Origin of the sequence: Streptomyces sp. NPDC086787 (assembly GCF_044745865.1) — a bacterium.
Lineage (GTDB): Bacteria > Actinomycetota > Actinomycetes > Streptomycetales > Streptomycetaceae > Streptomyces.
In genome coordinates, this window is record NZ_JBIVBC010000001.1 from 484809 (window position 1) to 499596 (window position 14788).

The window sequence follows — 14788 nt, forward strand, 5'->3', positions numbered from 1 at the left end:
CTGCCCCCCATGGGGGCATTGAGGCGGATTTGGCGTCGGCCGCGCGGGACGCGGGTGGTGGCCGTGGGCGGGCTCGCGGTGATGGCCGTGGGCGCGGTCGTGGCCTGCCAGCCCGGTGACATGAGCTCCGCGACGGTGGCGTACACGACGGACACCACGGCCACGGCCCAGCTGGAGCGGCAGCATGTGAAGGTGCGCTGGCTGAGCTGCACGGGCAACTACGGCAGCAAGGGCCGTACCTACGGCAGGACACCCTCGCCGAGCGAGACCACGATCGTCTCCGTGGACTGCCAGGGACAGACCGACGACGGACGGAAGATCACCGTCACCGGCAAGGTCACCAGGGCCGTCAGCGGCGCGTGCGTGCGCGGCGACCTGGTCGCCAAGGTCGCCGGCAGGGAGGTGTTCCACGTGCAGGGTCTCGGCAACTGCGACGCGAAACCCGGTCCGACGTACAAACCTCCCGTCACCTACCGCCCGCCGGGCGGGCAGCGGCCCGGTCCCACCGTGACCGTCACCCGCACCGTCTGGTGCCAGGGCGACCCCACCTGCTGGCCGGTCGAGGGCAAGTGAGCGGGCGGCAACCCACGGAGTCCTACCTCCGGTTCCCCCATCTGCACGGCGAACTGGTCGCGTTCACGGCCGAGGACGACGTCTGGCTCGCGCCCCTCGACGGCGGCCGTGCCTGGCGGGTCAGCGCCGACAACGTGCCGGTGTCCATGCCGCGCATCTCACCCGACGGTACGGCCGTCGCCTGGACCTCCACCCGCGACGGCGCCCCGGAGGTCCATGTCGCCCCGGTCGCCGGAGGGCCCGCGAAGCGGCTCACCCACTGGGGCAGTTGGCGCACCCGGGTACGCGGCTGGACCCCCGACGGACGCGTCCTCGCGCTCACCACCCACGGCCAGCCCTCCATGCGCCGCACCTGGGCGCACGCCGTCCCGCTCGACGGCGGACCCCCGACCCCGCTGCCGTACGGGCCCGTCGGCGAAGTCGCCCACGGCCCGCACACCGTGCTGCTGTCCGCGCCGATGGGCCGCGAGGCCGCCTGGTGGAAGCGGTACCGGGGCGGCACGGCGGGCAAACTCTGGATCGACCGCGAGGGCACGGGCGGGTTCGTACGGCTGCACGAGGAACTGGCCGGGAACATCGAGCACCCGGTGTGGGCGGGGGACCGCATCGCCTTCCTGTCCGACCACGAGGGCACCGGCGCCCTGTACTCGTCCCTCCCCGACGGCTCCGGACTGCGCGGGCACACACCCCTCGACGGCTTCTACGCCCGGCACGCCTCGGGCGACGGCACCCGGATCGTCTACATGTGCGCCGGTGAACTCTGGCTCCTGGACGACCTGGAGGGCGCCGAACCCAGACCGCTCGACATCCGGCTCGGCGGGCCGCGCGTGGACCTCCAGCCGTTCCAGCTGGACGCGGCACGCTGGTTCGGGGCCGCCTCGCCCGACCACGGCGGCCGCGGCAGCGCCGTCCTGGTGCGGGGCGCCGTCCACTGGGTCGCCCACCGCGCCGGACCCGCCCGCGCGCTGGCCGCCCGGCCCGGCGTACGGGCCCGGCTGCCCCGCACCTTCCGCGCCGACGGCGAGGAGTGGGTGGTGTGGGTGACGGACGCCGAGGGTCCCGACGCCCTGGAGTTCGCCCCGGCCACCGGGCTGGTGCCCGGCGCGGTCCCCAGGCGCCTCGCCGCGGGACAGCTCGGCCGGGTCATGGCACTCGCCATGGCGCCCGACGGCAGCCGGGCCGCCGTCGCCGCGCACGACGGACGGCTGCTGCTCGTCGAACGCGAGACCGGCGAGGTCCGCGAGGCCGACCGCAGTGAACACGGCGACGTGACCGGACTCGCCTTCTCGCCCGACTCGGCCTGGCTCGCCTGGTCCCACCCCGGCCCGCGTCCGCTGCGCCGGCTCAAGCTCGCCCACACCACCGACCTGTCGGTGACCGAGGCGACCCCGCTGCGCTTCAGGGACTACGCGCCCGCGTTCACCCTCGACGGCAAGTACCTCGTCTTCCTGTCCAACCGCTCCTTCGACCCGGTCTACGACGAACACGTCCTCGACCTGGCCTTCGTGACCGGCGACCGCCCGCACCTGATCACCCTCGCCGCGACCACGCCGTCCCCGTTCGGCCCGCAGCGGCACGGCCGCCCCTTCGAGACCCCCGACAAGGACGAGACCCCCGACAGCGAGGGCACCCCGGCCACCCGCGTCGACCTCGAAGGGCTCGCCGAGCGCGTGGTCCCCTTCCCGGTCGAGGCCGCCCGCTACTCGAACCTGCGCGCCGCCAAGGACGGCGTGCTGTGGCTGCGCCACCCGGTGCGCGGCGTCCTCGGCGCCTCCCGGGCCACGCCCGACGACCCCGACCCCAGGACCGAGCTGGAGCGCTACGACCTCGCCCAGCGGCGCGTCGAGCACCTCGCCGCCGACGCCGACCACTTCGCGGTCAGCGGCGACGGCAAACGCGTCCTGCTGTGGACCGACGGCCGCCTCCGGGTCGTACCCAGCGACCGGCGCGCCGCCCACGACGACGACGGCGACACCAGCGTCACCGTCGACCTCGCCCGGGTGCGGCAGACCGTCGACCCGGCTGCCGAGTGGCGGCAGATGTACGACGAGGCCGGGCGCATCATGCGCGACCAGTTCTGGCGGCCCGACCTCGGCGGGGTCGACTGGGACGGTGTCCTCGACCGCTACCGCCCGCTGCTCGGCCGTATCGCCACCCATGACGACCTGGTCGACCTGCTGTGGGAGGTGCAGGGCGAACTCGGCACCTCGCACGCCTATGTGACCCCGCGCGGCGGATACGGCGGCCCCCGCCAGGGCCTGCTCGGCGCCGACATCTCCCGGCACCGCGACGGCAACTGGCGCATCGACCGGATCCTGCCCGCCGAGACCTCCGACCCGGACGCCCGCTCCCCGCTCGCCGCGCCCGGTGTCGCCGTGCGCGCCGGGGACGCGATCGTCGCCGTCGGCGGCCATCCGGTCGACCCGGTGACCGGGCCGGGCCCGCTGCTGGTCGGCACGGCGGGCCAGCCCGTCGAGCTGACCGTCTGGCCGTCCGGCGGCGGCGACCCGCGGCACGCGGTGGTGGTCCCGCTCGCCGACGAGGAGCCGCTGCGCTACCACGACTGGGTGGCCGGCCGGCGCGCCCATGTCCACCAGCGGTCCGGCGGCCGCCTCGGCTATCTCCACGTCCCCGACATGCAGGCCCCCGGCTGGGCCCAGATCCACCGCGACCTGCGGGTGGAGGTGGCCCGAGAGGGGCTCGTCGTGGATGTCCGGGAGAACCGGGGCGGCCACACCTCGCAGCTCGTGGTGGAGAAGCTGGCCCGGCGGATCGTCGGCTGGGTCCTGCCGCGCGGCATGCTGCCGTACAGCTATCCGCGGGACGCGCCCCGGGGGCCCGTGGTCGCCGTCGCCGACGAGTTCTCCGGATCCGACGGCGACATCGTCAACGCGGCGATCCGCGCCCTCGGTATCGGGCCGGTGGTCGGCACCCGCACCTGGGGCGGTGTGATCGGTATCGACCACCGCTACCGGCTGGTCGACGGCACGTCCGTCACCCAGCCCAAGTACGCGTTCTGGCTGGAGGGTTACGGCTGGGACGTGGAGAACCACGGGGTGGACCCGGACGTGGAGGTCGTCCAGCGGCCCCAGGACTGGGCGGCCGGCCGGGACCGTCAGCTGGACGAGGCGATCACGCTGGCGCTGGAGTCGCTGGAGCAGCGGCCGGCCAGCACTCCGCCGGATCCGCCGGATACCATGCCGTGAGGAGATCACCGGCGTGGAGGAGCAGCCATGGCAGGGGAGCCGCAGGACGACTGTCTGTTCTGCAAGATCGTCGCGGGGCACATCCCGGCGACCGTCGTGCGGGAGACGGAGACGACCGTAGCCTTCCGGGACATCAACCCCCAGGCGCCCACGCACGTCCTGGTGATCCCCAAGGTGCACTACCGCAACGCCGCCGAACTCGCCGCCGCCGAACCGGCCGTCGCCGCGGACGTGCTGTGCGAGGCCAAGACGGTTGCCGACGAGGAGAAGCTGGAGAGCTACCGCGTCGTCTTCAACACCGGTAGCGGCGCGGGCCAGACCGTGTGGCACGCCCACGCGCACGTCCTGGGCGGCCGCGGCATGCAGTGGCCCCCCGGATAGGCCGCCGTGTCCGTACGTGAACTGGTCGTCCTCGGCACCGCCAGCCAGGTCCCGACCCGGCACCGCAACCACAACGGCTATGTGCTGCGCTGGGACGGCGAGGGCATCCTGTTCGATCCCGGTGAGGGCACCCAGCGGCAGATGGTGCGGGCCGGGGTCGCCGCGCACGACCTGAACCGGATCTGCGTCACCCACTTCCACGGGGACCACTCGCTGGGCCTCGCCGGGGTCATCCAGCGGATCAACCTCGACCAGGTGCCGCACCCGGTCACCGCCCACTACCCGCGCTCCGGGCAGCACTTCTTCGACCGGCTGCGGTACGCGACCGCCTACCGGGAGACGGTCGGGGTCACCGAGGCGCCGGTGGACGCCGACGGGATCCTGGCGGTGACCCCGTCGTACACCCTCGAGGCCCGCAGACTGTCCCACCCGGTCGAGTCCTACGGCTACCGGCTCGTCGAGCCCGACGGGCTGCGCATGCTGCCCGATCGGCTCGCCTCGCACGGCATCAAGGGGCCGGACGTCGGACGGATCCAGCGCGAGGGCGTTCTCGGCGGTGTGCGTATCGAGGACGTCAGCGAGGTGCGGCGCGGACAGCGGTTCGCGTTCGTCATGGACACCCGGCTGTGCGACGGGGTGCACGCGCTCGCCGAGGGCTGCGACATGCTGGTCATCGAGTCCACCTTCCTGGACGAGGACGAGGGACTAGCGGTCGAGCACGGGCACCTGACGGCCGGGCAGGCGGCCCGCGTCGCCCGCGAGGCGGGGGTGCGGCACCTCGTGCTCACCCACTTCAGCCAGCGCTACACCGAACCGGACGAGTTCGAACGGCAGGCGCGGGCGGCCGGTTTCGAGGGTGAGCTGACCGTGGCGCACGACCTTCTGCGAGTGCCGCTCCCGAAGCGCCGTTAAGTGCCGTTTACGATGCTTTGATGCCCCTCCCCAAAGCAGAACTGCACCTCCACGTCGAAGGCACCCTGGAACCGGAACTCGCCTTCCGGCTCGCGGAGCGCAACGGTGTCCGGCTCCCGTACGCGGACACGGAAGAACTGCGCAAGGCGTACGAGTTCGCGGACCTCCAGTCCTTCCTGAACCTGTACTACGAACTCATGGCCGTGCTCCGCACCGAGCAGGACTTCGCCGACCTCGCCGACGCCTACCTCACCCGCGCCGCCGCGCAGGGCGTGCGGCACGCGGAGATCTTCTTCGACCCGCAGGCGCACATCGCGAGGGGCGTGCCGATGAGCACGGTGGTGGAGGGCCTGTGGCGGGCGCTCGGCAACAGCGAGGCCGCCCACGGCGTCTCCACCCGGCTGATCATGTGCTTCCTGCGCGACGAGTCCGCCGACTCGGCCCTGGAGACCCTGGAGGCCGCCCGCCCCCACCTCGACCGCATCACCGGTGTCGGCCTCGACTCGGCCGAGGTCGGCCACCCGCCGGCCAAGTTCCGCGAGGTGTACGAGGCGGCCGCCGCGCTCGGTCTGCGGCGCGTGGCCCACGCGGGCGAGGAGGGTCCGCCCGCCTACATCACCGAGGCCCTCGACGTCCTCGGCGTCGAGCGCGTGGACCACGGCCTGCGCTGCCTGGAGGACCCCGCCCTGGTGGAACGCCTGGTACGGGACCGCATCCCGCTGACCCTGTGCCCGCTGTCCAACGTCCGCCTGCGTGCGGTGGACGCCCTGACGGAGCATCCGCTGCGCAGGATGATGGAGGCGGGCCTGCTGTGCACGGTCAACTCCGACGACCCCGCCTACTTCGGCGGCTACGTCGCGGACAACTACCACGCCGTACGCGCGGCCCTCGGCCTGACCAAGGAGCAGATGCGCGAGCTGGCCCGCAACTCGTTCCTCGCCTCCTTCCTGGCGGACGACGAGGAACGCCGGGCCCGCTACCTGGCGGAGGTGGACGCGTACGAGTTCTCCGCGGCGGTGCCGTAGGCGCTCTGGGCGGGCGTGGCCACGGTCTCGACAAGGATCTCCACGACCGGCTGCGTCCGCCGGCCGGCGCGCAGGGCGACGGCCGTGAGCGGGGCCGCGATCAGCAGCAGACCGCCGGCCAGGACGGTGCCCATGGTGGGGAAGCCGGCCCAGGCCGACAGGACGCTGCCGGTCAGCGGGCCCGCCGCCGTGCCCAGCGCGGACGCCGAACCGACGTACACCGCCCAGCGGCCGCGCGGGTCCAGGGCGGCGCCGAGGCCGAGGACGTACGACAGCACGATCGGGTACAGCACGTTCCAGGCGATCTCGCCCGCCGCGAAGGTCCGCAGGTCGCCCGCCGCCGCGCTGAGCGCGACACACACCGCGATCAGCACCGTGCCGCCGCCGATCGGCGCCGCCGTCCCCAGCCGTCCGCCGAGCGCCCCGGCGCCCAGGGTGCCGGCCAGTCCGGCACCGAGCGCGACCGCGAAGACCACCCCTACGGTGGCCTCGCTGAGGTGCGCCTGGTCCAGGCCGATACGGCCGCTGACCCCCCACAGGGCGTTCTGCACCAGGGACCAGCCCAGTACGGCGGCGGACAGGAGAAGACCGGAGCGCGGGCTGGGCAGCGGCGCGCGGTCGCGCCGGGAGCGGGCGGCCGCCGTACCCAGCGGGAGACGGCCGGTGAACGGCCAGACGGCCAACGCGGTGAGCGCGAGCGCGGCCAGCGGCTGCCCGTGGCCCGCGCCGAGGTGCGGGACCGTCAGATAGACGGCACCGGCGAGCGCGGAGACGGTGAGCAGACCGAGGGTCGAGAGGCGGTGCGCGTCGGGCCGGGCGGCCATGCCGCGGGCGGCGACCGCGGTCACCGTGCCCGAGCCGAATCCGCCGACGAGTGCACCCACGACGACGGCCGGTACGGCCGTGGTGAGGGCGGCGCCGCCATAGCCGACGGCGCAGAGCACGAGGCCGGCGCGGGCCAGGGCGCGCGCCCCGATCCGGTCGGCCCGCGACACCAGCAGCAGGCCCGCCGCCGCCGAACTCAAAAGCAGCGCGCTGCCGATGGCGCCCGCCGCGGTGGTGGAGAGGGGCAGCCCCGAGTCGAGCCGGCCGACGGTCGTGGGGAGCAGGTAGGGCGCGAGATAGCCGGCCGCGAAAAGGGCGACGAGGGGCCAGGGAGTGGTACGGGGGGCGGACACGGGCGTTCCCAAGGCATGCGAAAGCGGACGGTTCTGAGGAGCTCTCAGGGGGAGGGAGCGACGACCGTCGACGGACAGGAACGCGCGAGGGAAGTTGTATCAAGCGGGCGGGTGCGGAGAAAGCGCGCCGGGTGTGATCTGGAACACGTTCTGTTTGATCTTGGTTGGGGCGGGTAAAAGTGCGCGCCCGCACCGCCGTGCCGAACGCGAAGTGGTGCACACTGGCCACACCCGTACCAGGCAGGGAGCCACCGTGACCACCGGAGAGGAACCGGAACACCTCGGAGACCCGCACAGCTGGCCCGCGCAGGTCGACCCGCTGGCCGCCCTGCGCGCCCCCGGCGACCCGCCCTGGGACGTCTACCTCACGGGCACCGTCTTCCTGGACATCGTCTTCACCGGCCTCGACACGGCCCCCGTGCGCGGCACCGAGTCCTGGGCACGCGGAATGGGGTCGAGCCCCGGCGGCGTGGCCAACATGGCGACCGCCCTGGCCCGCCTCGGCCTGCGCACGTCCCTCGCGGCCGCCTTCGGCGACGACCACTACGGCGAGTACTGCTGGGACGAGCTCGCGCACGGCGAGGGCATCGACCTGTCCGCGTCCCGCACGGTGCCCGGCTGGCACTCACCGGTCACGGTCTCCATGGCGTACGAGGGCGAGCGCACGATGGTCTCGCACGGTCACGAACCTCCGCCCGAGGGCGTCTTCGACCGGCAGGGCGCCCCGGACCGCCTCCCGCGCGCGCGTGCCGCGGTCGCCTCCCTCACCCCGGGGCAGAGCGCCCCCTGGATCGCCCGCGCGGCCGGTGAGGGCACCCTGATCTTCGCGGACGTCGGCTGGGACGAGACCGGTGCGTGGGACCTCGCCGCCCTGCCCGACCTGGCCCGCTGCGAGGCCTTCCTGCCGAACGCCGAGGAGGCCATGCGCTACACCCGCGCCACCTGCCCGCGCGCGGCGGCCCACGCGCTCACCGAGCACGTGCCGCTGGCGGTCGTCACCCTCGGCGCGGAGGGCGCCTACGCCGTGGACCGGCGCACCGGGGAGAGTGCCGAGGTGCCCGCGATCGCGGTCGAGGCCCTCGACCCGACCGGCGCCGGAGACGTCTTCGTCGCGGGCTTCGTCACCGCCGGTCTGGCCGGCTGGCCGCTTGCCGACCGCCTCGCCTTCGCCGGTCTGACCGCGGCCCTGTCCGTCCAGGAATTCGGCGGCTCCCTCTCCGCCCCCGGCTGGGCGGAGATCGGCGCGTGGTGGCGGAAGGTCCAGTCGGTACCCGGCCAGGACCCGACCGCGCTGCGCCGCTACGCCTTCCTGGACAACCTCGTCCCGGAGGCACAGCTCAGGCCCTGGCCCCGCCGCAGAGCGGTCCCGACCATCGGCTTCCGCGGCTCCGCGTGAGACCCGCGAGCCGGGCCGCTCGCCCTGGGGCGTGTCCGACACCGCTCAGCGTTCCCCGGCCGACGCCAGCGCCGCGGCCACCTGTTCCCGGAGCAGTTCCCGGACCTCGGCGGAGAGGGTGCCGAGCTGGGTGCGGGCCAGGGCGTCCAGGACCCCGGCGGCGTCCGCGCCGCAGGGCACGGTCTCGGTGAGGACCTCGTAGCCCTCACGCACGGCGACGCGCAGCAGCTTGACGCCCCCCGCTCCGCCCGCGTGCACGGCGGCCGCCGCGACCGACGGGGGCTCGCCACCCGCCTTGGCGGGCAGCTTGCGGTAGGCGCAGGCCAGCGGGGCGCTCCAGCGCAGGCTCAGCAGCAGCGGGCGCTTCGCCACCACCTCGGCGAGGTCGGTCTCGTACGTGCCGTCCGCGTCCAGCACCACGGCGCGGGCGTCCAGCACCAGCGCCGCGGGCAGCAGGCAGCGCAGGGTGCTGCCGACCAGGTTGCCGCCCACCGTGGCGGCGCGGCGCACGGCACCGGTGCCGACCCCGGCCGCCGCGCGGCGCAGCACCTCGGGCACGCGTTCGTCGATCTGGTTCAGCACCACGGCCGCGCCCACCTCCTCGGCCCCGATCACCCGGGCCTCGGGCACGTCACGCAGTGACACCGCCTGTTCGGGGAAGCCGTCCCGCTGCCAGGCGGCCCACACGAGGGTGGCGCCGCCGACGGGTATCGCCCCCTCGGACAGGCACCGGCTCGCTTCGGACACGGACGTGGGCAGACGCAGAAGCATGGCGGCCGACCTGCTTTCTCGGGGGCGGCGGTGGCACGGCGCATTCTGCCCACCCGCGCCGGAGCGCATGCAGGGCTCACCGCGGCACGACCGGGCGCCGAAAAGCCCTACGGCGTTGTCAGCACCCCGTCGTACCCTTGGAAATGCGAGGCCGCCCTCAGCTAGGCGGCCGTCACGAGGAGGATCCGCAGGCCTTAAGCGCCGGCCCATGACTCAGACACCCACAGCTCAGACCCCCGCGCAGGGACAGGCGAGAGCACAGTTCACGGTCCCTGCCCAGCATCCGATGGTCACCGTGCTGGGATCCGGCGACTCCCTCCTGCGCGTGATCGAAAGGGCCTTCCCGGCGGCCGACATCCACGTCCGGGGCAACGAGATCAGCGCGGTCGGCGACGCCGGTGAAGTCGCCCTTGTCCAGCGACTGTTCGACGAGATGATGCTGGTGCTCCGCACCGGGCAGCCGATGACGGAGGACGCGGTGGAACGCTCGATCGCCATGCTCAAGGCGAGCGACAACGGGACGAGTGACGGCCCGGAGACCCCGGCCGAGGTGCTGACGCAGAACATCCTGTCCTCGCGCGGCCGCACCATCCGCCCCAAGACGCTCAACCAGAAGCGGTACGTCGACGCGATCGACAAGCACACGATCGTCTTCGGCATCGGCCCCGCCGGCACCGGCAAGACCTACCTGGCCATGGCCAAGGCGGTGCAGGCCCTCCAGTCCAAGCAGGTCAACCGCATCATCCTGACCCGCCCCGCGGTGGAGGCCGGCGAACGCCTCGGCTTCCTGCCCGGCACCCTCTACGAGAAGATCGACCCGTACCTGCGCCCGCTGTACGACGCGCTGCACGACATGCTCGACCCGGACTCGATCCCGCGGCTCATGGCGGCGGGGACCATCGAGGTCGCGCCGCTGGCCTACATGCGAGGCCGCACCCTCAACGACGCCTTCATCATTCTGGACGAGGCCCAGAACACCAGCCCCGAGCAGATGAAGATGTTCCTCACCCGCCTCGGCTTCGACTCGAAGATCGTCATCACCGGTGACGTCACCCAGGTCGACCTGCCGAACGGCACGAAGAGCGGTCTGCGCCAGGTCCAGGACATCCTGGAGGGCCTGGACGACGTCCACTTCTCCCGGCTGTCGTCGCAGGATGTCGTACGGCACAAGCTGGTGGGCCGTATCGTCGACGCGTACGAGCAGTACGACAGCGAGCACGGCACCGAGAACGGCACCCACAAGGGCGGCCGGGGCAGGCAGTCCGGGCACAAGGGGAAGTAGAGACACGGCACCACCATGTCGATCGACGTCAACAACGAGTCCGGAACCGAGGTCGACGAGCAGGCGATCCTCGACATCGCCCGCTACGCGCTCGCACGGATGCGCATCCACCCGCTCTCCGAGCTCTCGGTGATCGTCGTGGACGCCGACGCCATGGAGCAGCTGCACATCCAGTGGATGGACCTGCCCGGCCCCACGGATGTCATGTCCTTCCCGATGGACGAGCTGCGGCCGCCCGCCAAGGACGAGGAGGAGACCCCGCAGGGCCTCCTCGGTGACATCGTGCTGTGCCCCGAGGTCGCCGCCAGGCAGGGTACCGAGGCGCCCACGGAGCACTCCATGGACGAGGAGCTCCAGCTGCTCACCGTCCACGGCGTGCTGCACCTGCTGGGCTACGACCACGAGGAGCCCGACGAGAAGGCCGAGATGTTCGGGCTCCAGGCTGCCATCGTGGACGGCTGGCGGGCGGAGCGTGGCCTGACCGGCCCGTCTCCGGCGCCGACCGTCTCGTAAGCGGCCGAGATGAGTCCACAGCTCGTCGTCGGCGCGATCGCCCTGGTCGTCGTCGCCTGGCTCGCCGCCTGCGCGGAGGCCGGCATCGCCCGCGTCTCCAGCTTCCGCGCGGAGGAGGCCGTACGCACCGGGCGGCGCGGCAGCGCCAAGCTCGCCCAGATCGCCGCCGACCCGACGCGCTACCTCAACGTGGCGCTGCTGGTCCGCGTCGTCTGCGAGATGGCCGCCGCGACCCTGGTGACCTACGCCTGCCTCCAGGAGTTCGACGCCACCTGGCAGGCCCTGCTGGTCGCCATCGGTGTGATGGTCCTGGTGTCGTATGTCGCCGTCGGCGTCTCACCGCGCACCATCGGCCGCCAGCATCCGCTGAACACGGCGACGGCCGCCGCGTACGTGCTGCTGCCGCTGGCCAGGATCATGGGCCCGATCCCCTCGCTGCTCATCCTCATCGGCAACGCCCTGACCCCCGGCAAGGGCTTCCGCCGGGGGCCGTTCGCCTCCGAGGCCGAGCTGCGCGCGCTGGTCGACCTCGCCGAGAAGGAGTCGCTGATCGAGGACGAGGAGCGCCGCATGGTGCACTCGGTCTTCGAGCTCGGCGACACCCTGGTCCGCGAGGTCATGGTGCCCCGGACCGACCTGGTCGTCATCGAGCGCTACAAGACCATCCGGCAGGCCCTCACCCTGGCGCTCCGCTCGGGCTTCTCGCGCATCCCGGTCACCGGCGAGAGCGAGGACGACATCGTCGGGATCGTGTACCTGAAGGACCTGGTCCGCAAGACGCACATCAGCCGCGACGCCGAGAACGACCTGGTGTCCACGGCGATGCGGCCCGCGTTCTTCGTGCCCGACACCAAGAACGCCGGCGACCTGCTGCGCGAGATGCAGAAGGAACGCAACCACGTCGCCGTCGTCATCGACGAGTACGGCGGCACCGCGGGCATCGTCACCATCGAGGACATCCTCGAGGAGATCGTCGGCGAGATCACCGACGAGTACGACCGTGAACTCCCGCCGGTGGAGGAGCTCGGCGACGACCGCTACCGGGTCACCGCCCGCCTCGACATCACCGACCTCGGCGAGCTGTACGGCCTGGAGGAGTACGACGACGAGGACGTGGAGACCGTCGGCGGACTGCTCGCGAAGGCGCTCGGCCGGGTGCCCATCGCGGGCGCCTCGGCCGAGGTCGAGCTGCCCGACGAGCGCAGGCTGCGGCTGACGGCGGAGGCGGCCGCCGGACGCCGGAACAAGATCGTCACGGTGCTGGTGGAACCCGCGGAGCAGGGCGCGGCGGTGTCCGAGTGACGCCCGGGCAACTGCGCGCCTTCTGTCTGTCCTTCAACGCGGTGGTCGAGGAGTTCCCGTTCGGCCCCGAGACCTCGGTCTTCAAGGTGTGCGGCAAGCTGTTCGCGCTGAGCCGGCTCGACGCCGACCCGCTGACGGTCAACCTCAAGTGCGACCCGGAGGACGCGGTCCGGCTGCGCACCGAGCACGAGGGCCTGATCATCCCCGGCTACCACATGAACAAGCGCCACTGGAACACCGTCACCGCCGACGGCGGACTCCCCGACCGTATGGTCCGGGAGCTCGTCGAGGACTCGTACGACCTGGTCGTCGCGGGCCTGCCACGGGCCGAGCGACTGCGCCTGGACCGCCCCTGACCGGGCCGTATGCTCGAGACATGACCGACAACGCGCTTGGCGCCGAGGACCGCAAGATCGTCACGCTCGCCCGTTCCGCGCGGGCCCGCAACGGCGTGCCCGAGGGGGCGGCGGTACGCGACGAGACGGGCCGTACGTATGTCGCCGCGACCGTGGACCTGGACTCCCTGAAGCTCAGCGCGCTGCGTACGGCAGTGGCGATGGCGGTGGCGTCCGGGGCGGCGTCCCTGGAGGCGGCGGCGCTGGTCACCGAGGGCGAGGGCGCGTCCGCGGAGGATCTCGCGGCGGTGCGGGACCTCGGCGGTGCGGGGACGCCGGTGCTGGTGGCGGGGCCGGACGGGACCGTGCGGCTGACGGTCCCGGCGAACTGAGCGATCTGTTCCGGATGCACCGAAACTGATGGGTCGTCAGCTTTCTGCGGCATCTCCATTGACTTCTCAACTTGCCTGCACATCAATGGCCCCCTGTCGGCGCAGATCGAGCCGCTGCGCCCGCAACCCTCAGGAGGGGGCCATGAGTTCTACGCCCCGAAGATCCCCAAGGTGGCGCTGGGCATCGCTGCTCGGCGCGACCGCGCTCGCGGTCACCGCGGGCGGCACGCTGGCCGGTCCGGCCACTGCCGCGGGCATCAACGTGGACTTCGCCACGCACTGCATTCCGCCGGCCATATCGGGGCTCCCCCCGATCGACGGCACCACCACCGCGAAGATCGCGGTGGACAACACCAGTCCCAAGGTCGGCGACACGGTCAACGTGACCTACACGGTGGTCACGCCCGCCGCCAGCAACCCCACCGACATCGCCCTGCCGGCCGACATCATGACGCCGACCGGCAAGGTCGCCCTCGGTGGCGCGCAGTCCGGTGCCGTCACGGTCACCGGCCCCAAGAAGAACGACCCGGTCGCGGGCAAGGCGCCCTTCCCGTCCTTCTCCATGACCGGATCGTTCACCGTCACCCAGCCCGGCGCGATCACCCTCTCGCCCGGCGACTACAACATCCACACCAGCTACATCCTCGAGCTGGACACCCCGTGCACGGTCACCAACGGGCCCGCCCCGACCTCGGAGACGGTCACCGCGACCACCGGCACACCCGCCAACACCCGTGCCATCTCGCTGAGTTCGGCATCCGGCAACCCCGGTGACAGCGTCACCGTCACCGGCAGCAACTTCACGCCGGGGGCGACCGTCACCCTCGCCGGACGGTCCGGGGCCACCCAGACCGCCGACAAGGCCACCGCCACCGCGAACGCCCAGGGTTCCTTCAGCGCCGCGCTCACCGTCAGCGACAAGACGACGAGCGGGATCGTGGCGTACGAGGGAGGTTCGTGGAACGCCGACACCGGGGCGGGCCCTGCCGCCTACGTCGTGAACGACAACACGCCGATTCCCGACGGCAGCCAGAAGCTGACCACCACCGTCAAGGCCGGAACCCTCTCCATGTCCCAGGCCGGGGACGCCGTCGCACTCTCGGCGGTCGACTTCGGCAAGGGCGGGGCCTCCACCGGCGCCCTCCAGACGGTGACCGTCAAGGACTACCGCGGCGGCCCCGCGGGCTGGTCCCTGACCGGCAAGGTCACCGACTTCACCGGACCCGGCGCCAAGGTCGATGCCGGGAAGCTGAGCTGGAGCCCCGCCTGCGCCACCAAGGCGGGCAGCCCGAGCACCTGCAAGGCCGGTTCGGCCGGCGCGGTCGGCCTCACCGGAGCGACCCTCGCGTCGACCCCGGACGCCGCCGCCACCGGCGGTGAGTTCACCGTCGACGCCGGGCTGTCCCTGGACGTGCCGGCGTTCACCCCGCCGGGCTCGTACTCGGGCATCCTGACGCTCACGCTGAGCTGATCCGCACGCTCCGCCTGATCCGCCCTCCCTCGGTGGCCGGGCGCCCGACCG

At 72.8% G+C, this 14788-nt stretch carries 14 protein-coding genes; 12 read left to right on the forward strand and 2 right to left on the reverse strand.

All coding sequences use genetic code 11. The features are described 5' to 3' along the window. The first annotated feature begins 9 nt into the window (after nt 1-9). The 5 genes from ACIPK3_RS02210 to ACIPK3_RS02230 are packed head-to-tail and all read left to right on the forward strand — an operon-like array spanning nt 10 to nt 6097. The gene (locus tag ACIPK3_RS02210; protein WP_402565823.1) at nt 10-573 is read left to right on the forward strand and encodes a hypothetical protein; all 564 of its coding nucleotides are present in this window, start codon (nt 10-12) and stop codon (nt 571-573) included. After that, nucleotides 570-3779, forward strand: coding sequence for a S41 family peptidase (locus ACIPK3_RS02215; protein WP_402565824.1), 3210 nt, complete (start codon nt 570-572; stop codon nt 3777-3779). The genes ACIPK3_RS02210 and ACIPK3_RS02215 overlap by 4 nt, the downstream gene beginning before the upstream one ends. A gap of 27 nt (nt 3780-3806) precedes the next feature. Next, nucleotides 3807-4160: a histidine triad nucleotide-binding protein gene (locus tag ACIPK3_RS02220; RefSeq protein ID WP_402565825.1), complete on the forward strand. Its 354-nt coding sequence runs from the start codon at nt 3807-3809 to the stop codon at nt 4158-4160. Between the two features lie 6 nt (nt 4161-4166). Beyond that, on the forward strand, nt 4167-5072 hold the full coding sequence (locus ACIPK3_RS02225) for a ribonuclease Z (protein WP_402565826.1): 906 nt from the start codon (nt 4167-4169) through the stop codon (nt 5070-5072). Nucleotides 5073-5092: 20 nt separating this feature from the next. Continuing rightward, complete coding sequence (locus ACIPK3_RS02230; RefSeq protein WP_402565828.1) at nt 5093-6097, forward strand: adenosine deaminase; 1005 nt, start codon at nt 5093-5095, stop codon at nt 6095-6097. Here the strand turns inward: ACIPK3_RS02230 and ACIPK3_RS02235 are convergent. Further along, nucleotides 6049-7275, reverse strand: coding sequence for an MFS transporter (locus tag ACIPK3_RS02235; protein ID WP_402565829.1), 1227 nt, complete (start codon nt 7273-7275; stop codon nt 6049-6051). The genes ACIPK3_RS02230 and ACIPK3_RS02235 overlap by 49 nt on opposite strands. Nucleotides 7276-7528: 253 nt before the next feature. Between ACIPK3_RS02235 and ACIPK3_RS02240 the strand changes: the two genes are divergently transcribed. Next, complete coding sequence (locus tag ACIPK3_RS02240; protein WP_402565831.1) at nt 7529-8671, forward strand: carbohydrate kinase family protein; 1143 nt, start codon at nt 7529-7531, stop codon at nt 8669-8671. 45 nt (nt 8672-8716) lie between these two features. On the opposite strand, the gene ACIPK3_RS02245 is transcribed toward ACIPK3_RS02240, so the two are convergent. Next, the gene (locus ACIPK3_RS02245) at nt 8717-9442 is read right to left on the reverse strand and encodes an FAD binding domain-containing protein (protein ID WP_402565833.1); all 726 of its coding nucleotides are present in this window, start codon (nt 9440-9442) and stop codon (nt 8717-8719) included. 208 nt (nt 9443-9650) lie between these two features. On the opposite strand from ACIPK3_RS02245, the gene ACIPK3_RS02250 reads away from it, so the two are divergent. From ACIPK3_RS02250 to ACIPK3_RS02275, 6 genes are all read left to right on the forward strand, one after another. Continuing rightward, nucleotides 9651-10724, forward strand: a complete 1074-nt coding sequence (locus tag ACIPK3_RS02250; protein WP_402565835.1) for a PhoH family protein — start codon at nt 9651-9653, stop codon at nt 10722-10724. A gap of 15 nt (nt 10725-10739) precedes the next feature. Continuing rightward, nucleotides 10740-11237, forward strand: a complete 498-nt coding sequence (gene ybeY / locus ACIPK3_RS02255; RefSeq protein WP_402565836.1) for an rRNA maturation RNase YbeY — start codon at nt 10740-10742, stop codon at nt 11235-11237. A 9-nt stretch (nt 11238-11246) separates the two neighbouring features. Next, the gene (locus ACIPK3_RS02260) at nt 11247-12539 is read left to right on the forward strand and encodes a hemolysin family protein (protein ID WP_402565838.1); all 1293 of its coding nucleotides are present in this window, start codon (nt 11247-11249) and stop codon (nt 12537-12539) included. Next, nucleotides 12536-12895, forward strand: coding sequence for an MmcQ/YjbR family DNA-binding protein (locus ACIPK3_RS02265; protein WP_402565840.1), 360 nt, complete (start codon nt 12536-12538; stop codon nt 12893-12895). Before ACIPK3_RS02260 ends, ACIPK3_RS02265 begins: the two co-directional genes overlap by 4 nt. A gap of 20 nt (nt 12896-12915) precedes the next feature. After that, a complete protein-coding gene (locus ACIPK3_RS02270; protein WP_402565842.1) occupies nt 12916-13266 on the forward strand; it encodes a cytidine deaminase in 351 nt (116 codons plus the stop codon). Between the two features lie 142 nt (nt 13267-13408). Beyond that, complete coding sequence (locus tag ACIPK3_RS02275) at nt 13409-14737, forward strand: beta-xylosidase (RefSeq protein ID WP_402565843.1); 1329 nt, start codon at nt 13409-13411, stop codon at nt 14735-14737. Nucleotides 14738-14788: the final 51 nt, after the last annotated feature.

Excerpts from the sequence above, each read along its gene's own strand:
- ACIPK3_RS02210 (WP_402565823.1), top strand. The coding sequence starts at position 10 with ATGGGGGCATTGAGGCGGATTTGGCGTCGGCCGCGCGGGACGCGGGTG.
- ACIPK3_RS02220 (WP_402565825.1), top strand. The coding sequence starts at position 3,807 with ATGGCAGGGGAGCCGCAGGACGACTGTCTGTTCTGCAAGATCGTCGCG.
- ACIPK3_RS02230 (WP_402565828.1), top strand. The coding sequence starts at position 5,093 with ATGCCCCTCCCCAAAGCAGAACTGCACCTCCACGTCGAAGGCACCCTG.
- ACIPK3_RS02245 (WP_402565833.1), bottom strand. The coding sequence starts at position 9,442 with ATGCTTCTGCGTCTGCCCACGTCCGTGTCCGAAGCGAGCCGGTGCCTG.
- ACIPK3_RS02250 (WP_402565835.1), top strand. The coding sequence starts at position 9,651 with ATGACTCAGACACCCACAGCTCAGACCCCCGCGCAGGGACAGGCGAGA.
- ybeY (WP_402565836.1), top strand. The coding sequence starts at position 10,740 with ATGTCGATCGACGTCAACAACGAGTCCGGAACCGAGGTCGACGAGCAG.
- ACIPK3_RS02260 (WP_402565838.1), top strand. The coding sequence starts at position 11,247 with ATGAGTCCACAGCTCGTCGTCGGCGCGATCGCCCTGGTCGTCGTCGCC.
- ACIPK3_RS02270 (WP_402565842.1), top strand. The coding sequence starts at position 12,916 with ATGACCGACAACGCGCTTGGCGCCGAGGACCGCAAGATCGTCACGCTC.
- ACIPK3_RS02275 (WP_402565843.1), top strand. The coding sequence starts at position 13,409 with ATGAGTTCTACGCCCCGAAGATCCCCAAGGTGGCGCTGGGCATCGCTG.